General features: G+C 71.7%; 15 protein-coding genes. 7 read left to right on the forward strand and 8 right to left on the reverse strand.

Features of this window, described 5'->3' with window-relative positions:
• Window positions 1-2: 2 nt before the first annotated feature.
• From IAI58_RS14565 to IAI58_RS14590, 6 genes are all read right to left on the reverse strand, one after another.
• Window positions 3-410: a GFA family protein gene (locus IAI58_RS14565; RefSeq protein WP_207445663.1), complete on the reverse strand. Its 408-nt coding sequence runs from the start codon at window positions 408-410 to the stop codon at window positions 3-5.
• 36 nt (window positions 411-446) lie between these two features.
• Window positions 447-851 (reverse strand): lysozyme inhibitor LprI family protein, encoded by a 405-nt coding sequence (locus tag IAI58_RS14570; protein WP_207445664.1) that lies wholly within the window; start codon window positions 849-851, stop codon window positions 447-449.
• 4 nt (window positions 852-855) lie between these two features.
• Window positions 856-2,613: an ABC transporter ATP-binding protein gene (locus IAI58_RS14575; RefSeq protein ID WP_207445665.1), complete on the reverse strand. Its 1,758-nt coding sequence runs from the start codon at window positions 2,611-2,613 to the stop codon at window positions 856-858.
• A 69-nt stretch (window positions 2,614-2,682) separates the two neighbouring features.
• Complete coding sequence (locus IAI58_RS14580) at window positions 2,683-4,005, reverse strand: MFS transporter (protein WP_207445666.1); 1,323 nt, start codon at window positions 4,003-4,005, stop codon at window positions 2,683-2,685.
• A gap of 310 nt (window positions 4,006-4,315) precedes the next feature.
• The gene (locus tag IAI58_RS14585) at window positions 4,316-5,188 is read right to left on the reverse strand and encodes an SDR family oxidoreductase (protein ID WP_207445667.1); all 873 of its coding nucleotides are present in this window, start codon (window positions 5,186-5,188) and stop codon (window positions 4,316-4,318) included.
• 87 nt (window positions 5,189-5,275) lie between these two features.
• On the reverse strand, window positions 5,276-6,472 hold the full coding sequence (locus IAI58_RS14590; RefSeq protein ID WP_207445668.1) for a CCA tRNA nucleotidyltransferase: 1,197 nt from the start codon (window positions 6,470-6,472) through the stop codon (window positions 5,276-5,278).
• A 144-nt stretch (window positions 6,473-6,616) separates the two neighbouring features.
• Here IAI58_RS14590 and IAI58_RS14595 point away from each other — a divergent pair, with 144 nt between their 5' ends.
• On the forward strand, window positions 6,617-6,856 hold the full coding sequence (locus tag IAI58_RS14595) for a CsbD family protein (protein ID WP_207445669.1): 240 nt from the start codon (window positions 6,617-6,619) through the stop codon (window positions 6,854-6,856).
• Window positions 6,857-6,947: 91 nt separating this feature from the next.
• Here the strand turns inward: IAI58_RS14595 and IAI58_RS14600 are convergent, their stop codons facing one another.
• Window positions 6,948-7,574 (reverse strand): CoA pyrophosphatase, encoded by a 627-nt coding sequence (locus IAI58_RS14600; protein WP_237182859.1) that lies wholly within the window; start codon window positions 7,572-7,574, stop codon window positions 6,948-6,950.
• Window positions 7,571-8,242: a DUF1285 domain-containing protein gene (locus tag IAI58_RS14605; protein WP_419555856.1), complete on the reverse strand. Its 672-nt coding sequence runs from the start codon at window positions 8,240-8,242 to the stop codon at window positions 7,571-7,573. Before IAI58_RS14605 ends, IAI58_RS14600 begins: the two co-directional genes overlap by 4 nt.
• Window positions 8,243-8,381: 139 nt before the next feature.
• Between IAI58_RS14605 and IAI58_RS14610 the strand changes: the two genes are divergently transcribed.
• The 6 genes from IAI58_RS14610 to IAI58_RS14635 all read left to right on the forward strand — a co-directional run bounded on the left by IAI58_RS14610 (window position 8,382) and on the right by IAI58_RS14635 (window position 16,243).
• Window positions 8,382-9,386 carry an AAA family ATPase gene (locus IAI58_RS14610; RefSeq protein ID WP_207445671.1) on the forward strand — a complete coding sequence of 335 codons (1,005 nt, stop codon included), beginning with the start codon at window positions 8,382-8,384 and terminating at the stop codon, window positions 9,384-9,386.
• Window positions 9,379-10,269: a DUF58 domain-containing protein gene (locus IAI58_RS14615; RefSeq protein ID WP_237182239.1), complete on the forward strand. Its 891-nt coding sequence runs from the start codon at window positions 9,379-9,381 to the stop codon at window positions 10,267-10,269. The genes IAI58_RS14610 and IAI58_RS14615 overlap by 8 nt, the downstream gene beginning before the upstream one ends.
• 7 nt (window positions 10,270-10,276) lie before the next feature.
• Complete coding sequence (locus tag IAI58_RS14620; protein WP_207445672.1) at window positions 10,277-13,018, forward strand: DUF4159 domain-containing protein; 2,742 nt, start codon at window positions 10,277-10,279, stop codon at window positions 13,016-13,018.
• Entirely contained in the window at window positions 13,018-15,117 is a 2,100-nt protein-coding gene (locus IAI58_RS14625) for a hypothetical protein (protein ID WP_207445673.1), read from the forward strand. Before IAI58_RS14620 ends, IAI58_RS14625 begins: the two co-directional genes overlap by 1 nt.
• Window positions 15,118-15,180: 63 nt before the next feature.
• Window positions 15,181-15,525 (forward strand): hypothetical protein, encoded by a 345-nt coding sequence (locus tag IAI58_RS14630; protein ID WP_207445674.1) that lies wholly within the window; start codon window positions 15,181-15,183, stop codon window positions 15,523-15,525.
• A gap of 109 nt (window positions 15,526-15,634) precedes the next feature.
• On the forward strand, window positions 15,635-16,243 hold the full coding sequence (locus IAI58_RS14635; RefSeq protein WP_207445675.1) for a hypothetical protein: 609 nt from the start codon (window positions 15,635-15,637) through the stop codon (window positions 16,241-16,243).
• Window positions 16,244-16,258: the final 15 nt, after the last annotated feature.

Consider the following 16,258-nt stretch of genomic DNA (forward strand, 5'->3'; position numbering starts at 1 on the left):
CGCTACTCCATCCCCTCGGCGCGCCCGCCGGGGTAGCGCGGCAGCCCATCCGCCAGCTTCACCCAGGGGAGCTGGCCCCGCGCCCGCACATGGTCCGCCGGCGGAACCTGCGCCGGGTCGTCCAGCGTGGCCGTGGCGATATCGACCTCATCCGGCAGGTCGGTGCTCTGGAAGGTCAGCGGCGTGCCGCAGCGCGGGCAGAAGCTGCGCCGCCCCTTGTCGCTGGAGGCGAAGCGCGCCGGCTCCCCGGCCGTGAAGCGCAGCCCCGTCACGGGCAGGCTGAACCAGGCCACGAAGGGCGCGCCGGCTACGCGCCGACAGTCCTGGCAGTGGCAGATGGTGCTGTGGAAGGGTGCCCCTTCCCCCTCGTAGCGGATCTCGCCGCAGTAGCAGCCGCCCTTGAGCGTCATGGCCCTTCCCCTTCGCGCCCTGCCGGGAGAAGCAGCTTATCCCGCCCCCGGCACCGGGCAATCCAGATCGCCCTCCCGGCAGGAGAGATAGCGGCGCAGCTGCGCCAGCCGCTCCTCGGTCAGCCTTTGCCGGCACTGGGCCGCCAGCATGGGGCGGATGCTGCCGCCCTCCACCCCGATGGTCGCGAAATCGCATTCCCCGTCCCGGAAGCGGATCCAGGCCCGCTGCGCGTCCCGCAGCGCCTGCCGCGCCGGGGCATCCGGCCGCAGCCGGGCCATGATCTGCTGATAGGCCTCGTTCAACGCCGCATCCGCCTTCCGCAGCCCGTCCCCGGCGCATTCATTCATGTCAGCCTGCGTCGCCTGCCGGCTGCAATCCTGCGCCAGGGCGGGCAGCGGAGCCAGGGCCAGCAGGGCTGCCAGCAGGACGGGGAATCGCATGGGCCTACTCCACAGCGAAAGCCTGGGTGCGGACCATACGGGCATAGAGACCGTCCTGCGCCACCAATTCCGCGTGCCTTCCCTGCTCCACGGCACGGCCATCCTGCATCACCACGATCCGGTCCGCCGCCTGCACCGTGGCCAGGCGATGGGCGATGACCAGGGTGGTCCGCCCCTGCCGCAGCCGCTCCAGCGCGCGGCCGACGGCGGCCTCGTTCTCCGCGTCCAGGGCACTGGTGGCCTCGTCCAGCAGCAGCACGCGGGGGTTCCGCAGCAGGGCGCGGGCCAGGGCCACGCGCTGCCGCTGCCCGCCCGAGAGGCGTGAGCCGCCGGAGCCCAGCACCGTGTCGTAGCCCGCCGGCAGCGCCGCGACGAAATCATGCGCCGCGGCCGCGCGCGCCGCCGCCTCCACCTGCGCCCGGCTCGCGCCGGGGTGACCGCAGGCGATATTGGCCAGGGCGGTATCGTCGAAGATCACGGCATCCTGGCCGACATAGGCAATGGCGGCCCGCAGGCTCTCCAGCGTCACCGCCGTCACGGGCACGCCATCCAGCAGGATCTGCCCCTCGGTCGCGTCATAGAGGCGGGGCAGCAGCGCCAGGGCGGTGGACTTGCCGGCGCCGGAGGGGCCGACCAGCGCCACCGTCTGCCCCGGCTCGGCCTGGAAGGAGAGGCCGGCGAGCACCGCCTCCCCGTCCCCGTAGCGGAATCCGACCTTGCGGAACTCCACCGCGCCAGGGCCATCCGGCAGCGCCGGGGAGCCTGCGGGGGCGGTGATATGCGGCCTGCGGTCCATCTCATTGAAGACGCGCACCAGCCCACCGAAGCCTTCCTGCAAGGCCGCGTTCAGCGAACCCAGGGCACGCATGGGCTGCGTGGCCACCAGCAGGGCGGCGACGAAGCCGGTGAACTCGCCCACCGTGCCGCGGCCGGTGGAGACCTTCCAGCCGACGAAGCAGAGCACGCCCGCCACCGCCACGCCGCCCAGGGCCTCCAGGATCGGGTCCAGCTTGCTGCGGGTCCGGGCGATATGCATCAGCGCCTCCCGCAGCCGGGCGAAGGCACGGCGGGCGCGATTCTCCTCCTGCGCCTCGAGCCCGTAGGCACGGACCACGCGGGCACTGGAAAAACTCTCGGTCAGCATGGCCGCCGCCTCGCCCACCCGCTCCTGCATGCCGCCGGAGGCGCGGCGGATGCGCTTGCCCAGCCGCAGCACCGGCACGATGGCCACGGGGTACAGCACCACCAGGATCAGGCTCATCTGCCAGTCGAGATAGATCATGGATGCGACGAGGCCGATGACCGTCAGACCGTTGGCCAGGCCGTTGATGGCCTTGGTCAGCGCCTCCCGGATCGCCTGGGCATCGGCGGTGAAGCGGGCGGCGTGGCGGGCGGGGGCCTCGCGCGCCAGCACGGCAAGGTCTGCGCGGGTCAGCGCGCGGAACAGGTCGTTCTGGATGGCTTCAATGACCCGCAGCACCACCGCCTGCACCGAGACCGCCTGCCCGTATTGCGCGGCCGCCTTGCAGGCCGTCAGCGCGATGATGACGGGGGGTACCAGCCAGACGATCCGCTCGTCCTCGGAGGTAAAGAGGTCGAAGGCCTGCTGGATGACCAGCGGATAGAGCGCGGTGAAGCCCGCCAGCGCCAGGGAGCAGAACAGCGCCAGGGCAATGCCGGCGCGGTGGTGCCGCATATAGTTCCGCCAGAGGCGGAGCGTCAGGGCGCGGGTGGTCTCGGGGGGCGGAAGGGCAGCAGCCATGCGGGGGCGCTTAGCATGGCTGGGCGGTCGGGCGGGAGGCGCGGCGCATCACGCCCCCCGCAGGGCAGGTCAGCGGGCCGGGGCCTCGGCGGCTTCCGGCGCGGCCAGGCTGAGCCGGGCACGGCCCTGGAGGGCCATGCAGACCAGGAAGACCACCGTGACGGCGGCGACGTAATGTGCCGGGCCCAGCGGGTCGGCATTGACCAGGGCGGTGACCAGCAGCGGCGTCACGCCACCGAAAATGGCATAGGCGAGGTTGTAGCTGAAGGAGACGCCGGTGAAGCGCACGCTGGGCGGGAAGGCATTCACCATCACGAAGGGCACGACGTTGATCACGCCCACCGTGGCGCCGGCGAAGGCATAGAGCGGCAGCAGCATCTCCGGCGCCATATCGGCGCCGATATAGAGGGCATAGGTGCTGACGATCAGCAGCATGCCGCCGATCAGGCCCACCTTCACCGCCCCAAAACGGTCCAGCAGCACGCCGGAGAACATGGCGCAGACGGTCAGCAGGAAGGTGGCGGCCAGGTTGGCCTTCAGCGTCATCACGGGCGTGAAGCCATGCAGCTTCTGCATCAGCGCCGGGGTCATCAGGATCACCACCACCACGGCGGCGGTCAGCATCCAGGTCACGAGCATGGAGAGGATGACGGCGCCGCGGTGGTCGCGCAGCATCTGCTTCACCGGCAGTTCCTTGCTCAGTGTCGCCTGGGCTCGCATCTCCTCGAAGACCGGCGTCTCCTGCAGGAAGCGACGCAGATACATGGCCACAAGGCCGGAAACGCCGCCCGCCAGGAAGGGGATGCGCCAGGCCCAGCCGCTCACCTCGGCCGGGGTGAAGGCGGCATTGATGCCGGTGGCCATCAGGGAGCCCAGCATGATGCCGCCGGTCAGGCCGCCGGTCAGCATGCCGCAGGCCAGGCCCACATGGCGGGCCGGCACATGCTCCGCCACGAAGACCCAGGCGCCCGGCCCCTCGCCGCCGATGGCCGCGCCCTGCATCATGCGGAAGACCAGCAGCAGCACCGGCGCGGCATAGCCGATGGTCTCATAGGTCGGCATCAGGCCGATCAGCAGCGTCGGCACCGCCATCAGGAAGACGGAGAGCGTGAACATGCGCTTGCGGCCGACGAGGTCGCCGAAATGCGCCATGACGATGCCGCCCAGCGGCCGCGCCAGATAGCCGGCGGCGAAGATGCCGAAGGTCTGCATCTGCTGCAGCCAGTCCGGCATGTCCACCGGGAAGAAAAGGTGGCCGATGACGGTGGCGAAGAAGACGTAGATGATGAAGTCATAGAATTCGAGCGCCCCGCCGAGGGAGGCCAGGGTAAGAGTGCGTATATCGTGCTTGTTCAGCGGGCGGTGGTCAGCGCCACCCTCTTCGGCCTTCATCGTGGAGCCTTCGTCAGTCGATATTTTTCTGCGCCGATCGCAGTTCTGACGAAATTTTAGCTAATTTGTGCACGCCACGACATTAAGGCTATTCGAACGCTGCAATGCAGCAACCGCAGGTCTGTGGCCTCAAGGCGCAACGCCGGATGCCCCGGCCTGAAGGGCATGACCATGCTGCGGCGCCCCTTCCGGAAACCGACATCGGCGTCTGGGCGGCAAAGGGGCAGGACGATCCGCCAGCCCCGGCGCCGATATCCTCCCCACGGACGAGCCGCTAACGGCGCTGCCGCCGGACGGCCGATGTGGTGCCTCAGAGCATCGGCCGTCCGCCAGTGACGGGGATCAGCGCGCCGGTGATGTAGCTGCTCTCATCCGAGGCCAGCATGACATAGGCTGGCGCCAGTTCCGCCGGCTGCCCGGCGCGGCCGAGCGGCGTGTTCTCGCCGAAGCTCTTCACCGCTTCCTCCGGCATGGTGGAAGGGATCAGCGGCGTCCAGATCGGTCCCGGCGCCACGCAGTTCACGCGGATGCCCTTCTCCGCCACCAGCTGCGCCAGGCCGGCGGTGAAATTGGCGATGGCGCCCTTCGTGGTGGCATAGGCCAGCAGCGAGGGCGACGGGCTCTTGGCATTGATGGATGTGGTGTTCACGATCGCAGCGCCCGGCTTCATCTGCTTCAGGGCCGCCTTGCAGAGATAGAACTGCGAATGGATGTTGGTCCTGAAGGTCTCGTCCCATTCATCGTCGCTGATGTCGTCGATGGATTCATGGGTCCGCTGCATGGCGGCGTTGTTCACCAGCACGGAAATGCCGCCCAGTTCCTCCACCGTGCGCTGCACCAGGGCCCGGCAATGCGCGGGGTCGCCGATGTCACCCGGCGCCATCACCGCCTTGCGGCCGGCCTGCCGCACCCATTTCGCCGTCTCCTCCGCGTCCTCGTGCTCATTGAGGTAGGAGATGACGACATCCGCGCCCTCCCGCGCGAAGGCGATGGCGACGGCGCGGCCGATACCGGAATCGGCGCCGGTGATCAGCGCCACCTTGCCCGCCAGCCGGCCGCTGCCCTTGTAGCTCTGCTCGCCATGATCGGGCTTAGGATGCATCGGGTTGGTATAACCGGGAGGCTGCTGCTGCTGCTCCGGCTGCGGCGGCTGCGGGTAGGCGGTGGTCGGGTCCTGCGTCATGGGCGGCTCCCTCTGCCGTGGTGGATCGGCAGGGAAACGTCGCAAGGTGCCGATGGTCACACCGGAAACGCGGTGCGGGAGCGGCTTTCAGTGCCGCCGCAGCACTGCGCGGCAGGCATCGGCATCAGCATCGCAGCCGCCGTCCAGCCACCAGCGCCGCACCCGCGCCAGGGCCTGCCCCACCCCCGGGCCGGCGGGAATGCCGGCCGCCAGCGCATCCCGCCCCTGCAAGGGAAAGACCGGGCGCGGTGTAGCGGCGATCCGCGCCCGCAGGCCCGCGCGTTCCGTGCCATCCAGCGCCTCGGCCAGCCAGGCGAGGTCCGCGGGCAGCCCTGCCGGCACCTCGGCCAGCCAGCGGCGCAGCGCGGGACCGTCCAGTTCCGGTCCAGGGCGCAGGGCAGGGTCCAGCAGCCGCCGCAGCCGCTCCGCCTCGGCGGTGGAGAAGCGCAGCCGCCGTGCCAATCCCTCAGCCCCGCTGCCCGGCGCCAGCAGGGCAGCCAGCCGCAGCAGAGGGTCAGCCGGGGCGCCAGCCGCCAGGAGGCGGCATAGCGGGCCGGCCTCCCCCACCTCCGGCAGGATGGCCCGCAGCACGCCAGCCTCTCGCATCAATGCCAGAGCGCCAGAGGGGTCAGGCGCCTCCAGCAGCCGCTTCAGCTCCATCCAGACCCGTTCGGCCGAAAGCCGCGCCAGCCCCGGCACGGCCTCGTGGATGGCGGCCAGCGCCGCCGCGTCCGGCGCGCCGCGTCCATAGCGGGCCTGGAAGCGGAAGAAGCGCAGCAGGCGCAGATAATCCTCCGCCATGCGGGTCGCCGGGTCGCCGACGAAGCGCACCCGCCCGGCCGCCAGATCCTCGCGCCCGCCGAAATAGTCCCAGAGCCGGCCGGCGGCATCCATCGACATGGCATTGATGGTGAAGTCGCGCCGCGCCGCGTCCTCCCGCCAGTCCGTGCTCCAGGCCACCTGGGCATGGCGGCCGTCGGTCAGCACGTCACGGCGCAGGCTGGTCACCTCCACCGGCTGGTGCTCCAGCACGGCGGTGACGGTGCCATGCGCCAGCCCGGTCTCGAAGACCTTGATGCCGGCATCGCGCAGCAGGCGGGACGCTTCCTCGGGCGGCAGGGCCACGGCCACATCCACGTCATGCACCTCCCGCCCCGCCAGCAGGTCGCGCACCGCGCCGCCCACCACGCGCGCGCCCGGCAGCGCCGCCAGCACGCCGGCGGGTGCCCCGCGGGAAAGCCATTCGGGCGGGTCGATACGGTGGTGCGGAGGGTCAGCGGTCATGGCGGGGGCAAGGCAGCACGAGGAGAGTTCCCGTGCAATGCCGCCACCGCCGCGGCACTGCACGAGCTGCGCATCCAAATCGCGGGCATGGCGTTGGAACCACGCAGGCCGGCGGTGCCGGCGCAAAGACAGGAGATACCGATTATGGTCGACGAAAGCCGCGTGACGGGCGCAGCCCGCGATGCCTTCGGGCGTGTTCAGGAGGCCGCCGGCAACCTGACCGGCGACAGCCGCACCCAGGCACGCGGGATGTACAACCAGGCACATGGCCAGGCCGAGAACGCGCTGGGCCAGTTGAGCGACTGTATCCGCGAACAGCCTCTGACCTCGGTGCTGATCGGCGCCGGCATCGGCTATGTGCTGGGGCGGATGAAGATCCTCTGACCACTCTCCGCCGCCTCGGGGTTTAACCCCCGGGGCGGCTTCGGCGTCTGGCCGGGCGGGCGAAGCCCGCAGGTACCGCCCCAGGCCGCTTTCAGCGCAGCACCAGCGCCAGATTCCGCAGGATGGCGGCGGTGGCACCCCAGACGAAATGCCGCTCATGCGGCCAGACCCAGTAGCTGCGCTGCTCGCCGCGCACCTCCAGCTGCTCGCGCCTTGGCTGGGCGGGGTCCAGCAGCCGCTGCAGGTCATATTCGAAGATCAGCTCCACCTCGCCCGGCTCCGGTACCAGCTTCAGCGGCGGCTGCAGCAGCGCCACCACGGGCGTGACGCGATAGCCCGTGCCGGTCAGATGGTCCGGCAGGCGTCCCATCACGCGTGGCAGGGTGGGGCCGAGGCCGATCTCCTCCCAGCTCTCACGCAGCGCGGCCTGTTCGGCACTCTCCCCCGGCTCCATCCGGCCGCCGGGAAAAGCCACCTGCCCGCTATGGGAGGACAGCTTCTTCGTTCGCAGCGTCAGCAGCACGGTGGGAGCGGGATGCAGCACCAGCGGCACCAGCACCGCGGCGGCGACCAGCGGCTGGCCGGGCTGCATATCGATGCTGGAAGTAGGCTCGGCGCGGGCGAGGCGATCCGGGTCGCGCAGGCGCCGGACGATCTCCTCCGCCGGAAGGACATCATGCCGGTCCGGAACCGCCTCCAGGGCGGAACGGGTACTCACTTCGCGCCGGCACGCGGGGAACGGCCTTCCGGGATGCGCCCGGCCCGGCGCGGCGCGCGCGGGGTCTCGGCCGGCACATCGTCGATGGGGAAGAAGACGCCCTCGCTCCAGACGCCCAGCACCTCCCGGCCGTCCACTTTCTCCGGCTCCGCCAGGGCGACAAGCTCGTAGAAGGTCGCGCGGTTGATGCGGGCCTCCAGCCCCGGGCGCACGGAGATGTAGGGGCGCGGCTCCCGCGTGCGGGGGTCGATTTCGACGCGGATGGGGTGGTCGTGGTCGGCGGTGACCATCTCGTCGAGGTTCGTGCGGAAGGTCAGGCATTGCCGCCCGTCGCATTGCCGCCAGAAGACCTCGACGGCGATGAAAGGCGCGTCCTCCACCTCGATCCGGCCCCGCTCAACGGGGGTTTCCAGCCAGAAGCTGCCATCCTCCTCCCGCTTCAGCACGGAGGCGAAGAGGCAGACCAGCTCCTTCCGCCCGATCGGCCCGCCCTTGTAGTGCCAGCTTCCATCCCGGGCGATGCGCATGTCCAGCGCGCCGCAATCCACCTTCGGTCTGGGCGGCCGGCCCTCCAGCCGCCCGCCCCCGGGTCTCAGCCCGGCCAGCGGCAGATCACAGGGATCGCCCCCCTGGCGTGCGGCAGCCGAGTGGCGGGCAGCGCCGCTCACATCCTGCTGTTGCACTGCATTCAATGCTTTGTCCGTGCGCCCACTGGTCATACGCTTTCCAAGTCTCGCTCCTGGATCGGTGGCTGGCGGAAAACGGCCGGCCTCCCATATGCAGACTATATTAAGGAACCCGATCGACATGGTTGAAGTGGCGGACCCCATCGATCCCACCACTCTCGTCGCGGAAGTCGAGGCGCTCGGCACCCGACTGGCCCGCGTCAAGGCCGCGGTTGGCGAGGTGATCTTCGGCCAGCCGGAGGTGGTTGAACAGGTCCTGATCACCATTCTCTCGGGCGGCCACGTGCTGCTGGTGGGCGTGCCCGGCCTGGGCAAGACCCGGCTGGTGGAGACTCTGGGCACCGTGCTGGGGCTGAATGAAAGCCGGGTGCAGTTCACGCCGGACCTGATGCCCGCCGATATCCTGGGCAGCGAGGTGCTGGAGGAAAGCGGCGACGGCCGCCGGGCCTTCCGCTTCATCAAGGGCCCGGTCTTCTGCCAGCTGCTGATGGCGGACGAGATCAACCGCGCCTCCCCCCGCACCCAGTCGGCGCTGCTGCAGGCGATGCAGGAACGTAAGGTGGCGGTGGCCGGCCAGTCCCATCCCCTGCCCGCCCCCTTCCATGTTCTGGCGACGCAGAACCCGATCGAGCAGGAAGGCACCTATCCCCTGCCGGAAGCGCAGCTGGACCGCTTCCTGCTGGAAGTGAATGTCGGCTACCCCGACGAGGCGGCGGAACGCGCCATGCTGCTGGCCACCACCGGCGCGCATGACACCAAGGCCCGCCCGGCGATCACCGCCGCCGAGCTGATGGCGGCACAAGCGATGATCCGCCGCATTCCCGTGGGCGAGCAGGTGCTGGAAGCCATCCTGAAGCTGGTGCGCGACGCGCGGCCGGAGACGGGATCGCTGGAGGCGGTCCGTAAGCACCTGGCCTGGGGGCCTGGCCCCCGTGCCGCCCAGGCGCTGATGCTGGCCACCCGCGCCCGCGCGGTTCTGGATGGCCGCCTGGCGCCCAGCGTCGAGGATGTCGTGGCCCTGGCCGACCCCGTGCTGCGGCATCGAATGGCGCTGAATTTCTCGGCCCGCGCCGATGGCGTGCAGCTTTCCGACGTGATTGGTGCGCTGAAGGCCAGCCTTGGCTGACCCCGGCACGGCCACCGCGCCCCGCGCCACGCCCCCCCGTGCCACGGCCCTGCGCGCCGAGGTCCTGGGGGCGAGGCTGCCGCCGCTGGTGGTGGCGGCCGAACGCGTCGCCGCGACGGTGATGCAGGGCGTCCATGGCCGCCGCCGTGCCGGCCAGGGCGACGCTTTCTGGCAGTTCCGCCCCTATACGCCCGGCGATGCGCTGAACCGGCTGGACTGGCGGCAGAGCGCCAAATCCGACCGGCTCTTCGTGCGGGAGACGGAGTGGGAAGCCGCCCAGAGCATCGCCCTCTGGCGTGATGCGGGGCAGACCATGCACTGGTCTTCCACCACCAACCTGCCGCGCAAATCGGAACGGGCGGAGCTGCTGCTGCTGGCGCTTGCCTCGCTGCTGCTGCGCGGCGGGGAGCGGGTGCGGCTGCTGGGCGACCGCCGCGCCTATGCCGGGCGCGGGCTGCTGCCTTCCCTCGCCGAGGCGCTGGGGCGCCATACCGGCCCGGCCGCCGATGAGAGCCTGCCCCGCCACGCCCGCGCGGTTCTCTTCGGGGATTTCCTGGCGCCGCTGGAAGACACCCGCGCCGCCGTCGCCTCCCTCTCCGCCCGCGGCGTCACCGGCCATCTGGTGCAGGTGCTGGACCCGGCGGAGGAGACGCTGCCCTATACCGGCCGCATCCGCTTCGAAGCCCTGATCGCCGGGGAAGCCCCGCTGCTGCTGCCGCGCGTGGAAGGCATCCGCGCGCTCTATGCCGAGCGGCTGGCAGCGCATCGCCAGGGACTGACCACCATTGCCGCCGCCGCCGGCTGGCGCTTCACCACCCACCGCACCGACGCGCCGCCCGAGGCCGCGCTGCTGGCGCTGTGGCAGGCGCTCTCGCCGGGATAGGAGCCTCATGCTGCAACTCGGCCCGATCGGTTTCGTGCTGCCCTGGCTGCTGCTGGCCCTGCCGCTGCTGCCGCTGATCTGGTGGCTGCTGCGCGTCACGCCCCCGGCGCCGCGCCGCCAGACCTTCCCGGCCCTGCGGTTGCTACGGGACCTGCCGGCGCCGGAACAGACGCCCAGCCGCACGCCCTGGTGGCTGCTGCTGCTGCGGCTGACGGCGGCGGCGCTGATCGTGCTGGGGCTGGCCCGTCCGGTCTGGGGCCCTGGCGCCGCTACGGATGGGGAAGGCCCGCTGCTGCTGGTGGTGGATGACGGCTGGGCCGCCGCCGCCGACTGGCCGGCCCGCATGGCCGCCGCCCAGGCCGCGCTGGATGCCGCATCGCGCGAGGGGCGCCGCACCGCCCTGCTGACCACCGCCCCCACCGAAACCGCCGGGAATGACGGCGGCGCCATCCAGCCCAGCGGGCTGATGCCGGCGGAGGAACTGCGCGCCCGGTTGGCCGCCCTGCGCCCCAAGCCCTGGGCGCCGGACCGCGCGGCGGCGCTGGCGGGGTTCCAGTCCTGGCGGCAGGCCCATTCCGGCCCGCTCTCCAGCCTCTGGCTGGCCGATGGGCTGGAGCACCGGCCGGAAGGTGAGGACAGCGCGCCACTGGCCCGCGCCCTGGCCGAGGCCGGCCCGCTGACGCTGGCGCGCAGCGAGGGCCGTGCCACCCGGGTCCTGGCGCCCCCACGGGCCGAGCCGGACCGGCTGCTGCTCTCCCTGCGCCAGACGCCCACGGCGCTGGGCGGGCAGGCCACCATCCTGGCCCGCACCGGCGACGGCCGCGCCCTGGCCAGCACCAGCATCGACCTGCCCGCCGGCGCCACCGGCGGCGAGGCCGCGATGGAGCTGCCGTTGGAAATCCGCAATCAGGTCGTGCGGCTGGAGGTGGAGGGCGAGGACAGCGCCGCCACCGCCGTGCTGCTGGACGAGCGCTTCCGCCGCCGCCCGGTCGGGATGGTCGGGCCGAGCCAGGCAGGCAACGAGACCCCCCTGATCGGCACGCTCTACTATCTTGAACGTGCCCTCTCCCCCACCGCCGAGCTGCGCTCGGGCGATATCGGGCAGCTTCTGGGCCGGCAGCTTTCCGTGATGGTGCTGGCCGACCGCCCGGTGGCCGAGAGGCACGAGGAGGAGCTGCTGGAGCAATGGGTGCAGAAGGGCGGCACGCTGCTGCGCTTCGCCGGGCCGCGCCTGGCCGAGCACCCGGACAGCCTGCTGCCCGTGCGACTACGGGCGGGTGAGCGGCAGCTGGGCGGCTCGCTCTCCTGGGAGCGGCCGCAGCGGCTGGCGCCCTTCCCCGAGAACTCCCCCTTCTTCGGCCTGACCCCGCCCGCCGAGGTAACGATCTCCACCCAGGTGCTGGCCGAGCCGGACCCGCGCCTGAGCGAGCGGAGCTGGGCGCGGCTGGCTGATGGCACGCCGCTGGTGACGGCGGAGACACGCGGCGCCGGGCGCATTGTGCTCTTTCATGTGACCGCCAATGCCGAATGGTCCAACCTGCCGCTCTCCGGCCTGTTCGTGGACATGCTGCGGCGGGTGGTGGCGCTCTCCTCCGGCGTGGTGGGGGCGGAAGGCAGCGCGCCGCTGGCGCCGGTCGAGACGATGGACGGCTTCGGCCGGCTCGGCCCTGCCCCTGGTGGCACGGCCGCCATCCCCGCCAGCGCCTTCGCGGAGGCCCTGCCCGGCCCGCGCCATCCGCCCGGCTGGTATGGCCAGCCTGGCGAGGGGGCCGAGCGCCGCGCCTTGAACCTCTCCGCCAGCCTGCCCGCCCCGCGCGTGATGGCGCCGCCGCCGGACGGCACCCGCCTGCAAACCATCGGCGGCGTGCCGGCGGAACGCGACCTGGGCCCATGGCTGCTGGGGCTGGCGCTTCTGCTGCTGGCGGTGGACCTCGTGCTGTCCCTGGCGCAGCGCGGGCTGGTCGGCCGGCCGGCGCGGCTGGCTATGCTGGGGCTGCTGGCCCTGGGGCTTGGCGCCGCGCCGCTCTCCGGCGCCCGGGCCCAGGATGACTCCATGCCGCTGGTGACGCGCATCGGCTATGTCGCGACCGACGACCCCTCGGCCGATGAGATGGTGCGCCAGGGGCTGGCCGGCCTGTCCGACTACGTCAACCGCCGGACCGCCGCCGCGCTGGGCGAGCCTGTCGCCGTGCGGCCGGGGCAGGACGACCTTTCCGTGCTGCCGCTGCTGTACTGGGCCGTGCTGCCGGACGCGCAGCCACCCGGCAGCGCCGCCGTGGCCGCGCTGAACGACTATATGCGCCACGGCGGCATCATCCTCTTCGACACACGGGACGAAGGCTCGGGCGAAGGCTTCGCCCCTGGCGCGCGGGAGGCCCTGCAGCGCGTCACGCGCAGCCTGGAGATCCCGCCGCTGACATCGGTGACGCCCGAGCATGTTCTGACCCGCGCCTTCTACCTGCTTCAGGACCTGCCCGGCCGCTTCACCGGCGGGCAGGTCTGGGTGTCGCGGGAGGAGGACCGGGCCAATGACAGCGTCAGCCCCGTCATCATCGGCGGGCATGACTGGGCCGGCGCCTGGGCCGTGGATGCGCGGGGCGGCAACCCCTATGCCGCCATCCCCGGCGGGGCGCGGCAGCGGACGCTGGCCTATCGCTTCGGCGTCAACCTCGTGATGTATGCGCTGACCGGCAACTACAAAGGCGATCAGGTGCATGTGCCGGCCATCCTGGAAAGGCTGGGCAACTGATGCAAAGCGCCATCGCCGGGCTCGATTTCGCCCCCATCCTGCCACTCTGGCTGCTCATCGCCCTGGGCGTGGTGGCGCTGCTGGCCCTTTCCATGGCGCTGTGGCGCCGCGCGCGCGGCGTCTGGTGGCGCGCCCTTTCCTTCGCCCTGCTGCTGCTGGCCCTGGCCAATCCGCGGCTGGTGGAGGAGACGCGGGAGGGCCGGCCCGATATCGCCCTGCTGGTGCAGGACCGCAGCGACAGCGCCCGCATCGGCGACCGGGGCGCGCAGCTCGATGCCGCCCGCGCCGCGCTGGAGCGGGAGGCCGCCCGCTTCCCGGACCTGGAACTGCGCGTGCTGGACCTGCCGGAAGGCGGCAACCAGGGCACGCGGCTGATGACGGCCGTCGAGCGCGCCCTGGCCGACATCCCCCGCGCCCGTCTGGCCGGCGTGCTGGCCCTGACCGATGGACAGGCGCATGACGTGCCGGAGGCGGCGGGCTTCGACGCCCCCTTCCACACCATCCTGCCCGGCGGCCCTGGCGAGGTGGACCGCCGCATCCGCGTGATCGAGGCGCCGGGCTTCGGCATCGTCGGCCGCAGCGTAGAGCTGCGGGTGGCGGTGGAGGACCTGGGCGTGCCGGTGAACGAGGCGCAGGGTGCCGTGCGCCTGACCATCCGCCGTGATGGCAACGCGCCCCGCGTGGAAAGCGTGCCGCTGGGTCGGGAGCACCGGATCACCGTGCCGATCGAGCGCGGCGGGCCGACAGTGGTGGAGGTCGCGGCGGATGAGCGGCCGGGCGAGGTCTCGGCCCTGAACAACCGCGCCGTGGTGACCATCAACGGGGTGCGGGACCGGCTGCGGGTGCTGCTGGTCTCCGGCGAGCCGCATTCGGGCGAGCGCACCTGGAGGCGGCTGCTGAAGGCTGATCCCGGCGTGGACCTCGTGCATTTCACCATCCTGCGCCCGCCGGAAAAGGATGATCTGACGCCGCTGAACGAGCTGGCGCTGATCGCCTTCCCGGTGCGTGAGCTGTTCCAGGTGAAGCTGCGGGAATTCGACCTGATCGTCTTCGACCGCTTCGCCAACCGGGGCATCCTGCCACCCACCTACCTCCGCAACATCGCCGAATACGTGCGCGGCGGCGGGGCGCTGCTGCTCTCGGTCGGTCCGGAATTCCTGGGGCCGACCAGTCTGGCCGCAACCCCGCTGGGGCAGGTGCTGCCGGCGCGCCCCTTCTCCGGCCCCGAGGCCATGGCGGAAGGCGCCTTCCGCCCGCGCGTGACGGAGGCCGGCGCCCGCCACCCCGTGACCCAGGGCCTCAGCGGCGCCAACCAGGGCAATACGCAGCCGCAATGGGGCCGCTGGTACCGCTACCTGCGCGCCAATACCGAGAGCGGCACCACGGTGATGGACAGCGGCGACAACTCGCCCCTGCTGCAGCTGGACCGGGTGGGGGAAGGCCGGGTGGCGCTGCTGCTCTCCGACCAGATCTGGCTCTGGTCACGCGGCCATGACGGCGGCGGCCCGCAGGCGGAGTTGCTGCGCCGCGCCGCGCATTGGCTGATGAAGGAGCCGGAGCTGGAGGAGGAGGATCTGGTCGCCCAGGTCGAAGGCGGCACCCTGACCGTCACCCGCCGCAGCCTGGAGGGCGGCCCGCCGCCGGAGATCGCCGTCACCGCGCCCGATGGCACCATCGCCCGCCGCCGGCCGGAAGCGGAAGGCGGCGGGCGCGCGGTGCTGACCTTGCCGGCGGAGCAGCCGGGCGTCTGGCAGGCCAGCGACGGCCGCCGCACGGCCTTCGCCGCCGCCGCCGCCGCCAATCCGATGGAAATCGCCGATCTGCGCGCCGATCCGGCCAAGCTGGCCCCCATCGCGCATGCGACCGGCGGCGGCACCCGCTGGCTGGGCACGGGCGAGGCGCCGGCGGTGCCGGAACTGCGGCGCGTGGCGGCCGGGCGCGACATGTCCGGCGGCGCCAACAGGGGCTGGCTGGGCCTGCGGCGCAACCAGGACCATATCGTCACGGGCATCGCGGCCCTGCCGCTGCTGCCCCCCTGGCTGGCCCTGCCGCTGGTGCTGGGCGTGGCCGTCATTGCCTGGCGGCGGGAGGGACGCTGAGGCCCTTCTGCCCTTTCGCAGCCATGATCCTGACTTCTTATCCAAGAGTTGGAGGATTTCGTTATGCGTATGGCAATGGCCTTGATCTGCCCCCTGATGCTCGGTGCCTGCGCGATGGGGCCCACGCTGGAACAGCAGCTGGCCACCTATGTGGGCCGCAGCGAGACGGAGCTGGTGGCCGGGCTCGGCGTGCCGGTCCGCAGCTATGAGACGGGGGGCCTTCTCTTCCTGCAATTCGTGCGTCAGAGCGCGGTGCCCGTCGAGCAGCCCCAGCCCTTCTTCTACGGCCCCTACCGCTACGGTCCCTGGCTGAACTACACCTCCTATGTCGAGGTGCGCTGCGACATCACCTTCGCCCTGCGTGACCGCCGGGTGGAAAGCTTCACGCTGAACGGGCAGGGCTGCTAGCCGAGGCTGGGCATTTCAGGGCAACGCGAGGCCAGCATACAGCATTATGCTCCCTGATTCTGTTGTTGCGGTTCCCTTGAACGCCGCTTTACCGGTAGAAGGTGCCGCCATGCGCCGCTCCATCTCTTCCCCCCGTCTTTTGCCCCTCGCAGCCCTGGCGCTGCTGTTGCCGGCCCTGCCTGCCCTGGCGCAGGCGCCGCGTGGGCCGCTGACACCTTCTGGCCCCACCGGCCCCTCGGCGGCGCCGCCGCCGGCCCTGCCCGGCCTGGCAAACCGCAACCCGGCGACGGTCATCCCGCCCGATGCCAATTTCAACCTCCTCGGCCCGACCGAGGCGCTGTTCGATTCCATCAACCGGGGTGACCTGACCTCGGCGCGGGACGCGGTGTCGCGCGGTGCCGACCTCAACGGGCGCAACGTGTTGGGGCTGACACCGTTGGAATCAGCGGTGGACCAGGGGCGGAACGACATTGTCTTCTACCTGCTCTCCGTCCGTGGCGCCGTAGCCTCCTCCGCCCCGCCGCCGCCCTCCCTGCCAGGGCTGAGCCGCAATGTCGCCCGGCCTGAGCCGGCGCCGCGCCCGCCGGTCCGCGCGCCGCAGCGCAGCGCCCCCACGGCGGCGCCGTCCGCCGGCAGGGCCGCGCCCCATCCCGTCGACGGTGGCGCCGCGCGGCCGGATGTGGGCTTCCTGGGCTTCGACGCCGGGCGTGGCGGGTAACGTACCTCCGGCCAG

The sequence above is a fragment of the Roseomonas marmotae genome (assembly GCF_017654485.1).
In the GTDB taxonomy this organism is placed as follows: domain Bacteria; phylum Pseudomonadota; class Alphaproteobacteria; order Acetobacterales; family Acetobacteraceae; genus Pseudoroseomonas; species Pseudoroseomonas marmotae.

Coding starts and splice junctions, on each gene's coding strand:
- IAI58_RS14565 (WP_207445663.1), bottom strand. CDS start 410: ATGACGCTCAAGGGCGGCTGCTACTGCGGCGAGATCCGCTACGAGGGG.
- IAI58_RS14625 (WP_207445673.1), top strand. CDS start 13,018: ATGCAAAGCGCCATCGCCGGGCTCGATTTCGCCCCCATCCTGCCACTC.
- IAI58_RS14590 (WP_207445668.1), bottom strand. CDS start 6,472: ATGACCGCTGACCCTCCGCACCACCGTATCGACCCGCCCGAATGGCTT.
- IAI58_RS14580 (WP_207445666.1), bottom strand. CDS start 4,005: ATGAAGGCCGAAGAGGGTGGCGCTGACCACCGCCCGCTGAACAAGCAC.
- IAI58_RS14635 (WP_207445675.1), top strand. CDS start 15,635: ATGCGCCGCTCCATCTCTTCCCCCCGTCTTTTGCCCCTCGCAGCCCTG.
- IAI58_RS14595 (WP_207445669.1), top strand. CDS start 6,617: ATGGTCGACGAAAGCCGCGTGACGGGCGCAGCCCGCGATGCCTTCGGG.
- IAI58_RS14630 (WP_207445674.1), top strand. CDS start 15,181: ATGCGTATGGCAATGGCCTTGATCTGCCCCCTGATGCTCGGTGCCTGC.
- IAI58_RS14570 (WP_207445664.1), bottom strand. CDS start 851: ATGCGATTCCCCGTCCTGCTGGCAGCCCTGCTGGCCCTGGCTCCGCTG.
- IAI58_RS14575 (WP_207445665.1), bottom strand. CDS start 2,613: ATGGCTGCTGCCCTTCCGCCCCCCGAGACCACCCGCGCCCTGACGCTC.
- IAI58_RS14585 (WP_207445667.1), bottom strand. CDS start 5,188: ATGACGCAGGACCCGACCACCGCCTACCCGCAGCCGCCGCAGCCGGAG.
- IAI58_RS14620 (WP_207445672.1), top strand. CDS start 10,277: ATGCTGCAACTCGGCCCGATCGGTTTCGTGCTGCCCTGGCTGCTGCTG.
- IAI58_RS14610 (WP_207445671.1), top strand. CDS start 8,382: ATGGTTGAAGTGGCGGACCCCATCGATCCCACCACTCTCGTCGCGGAA.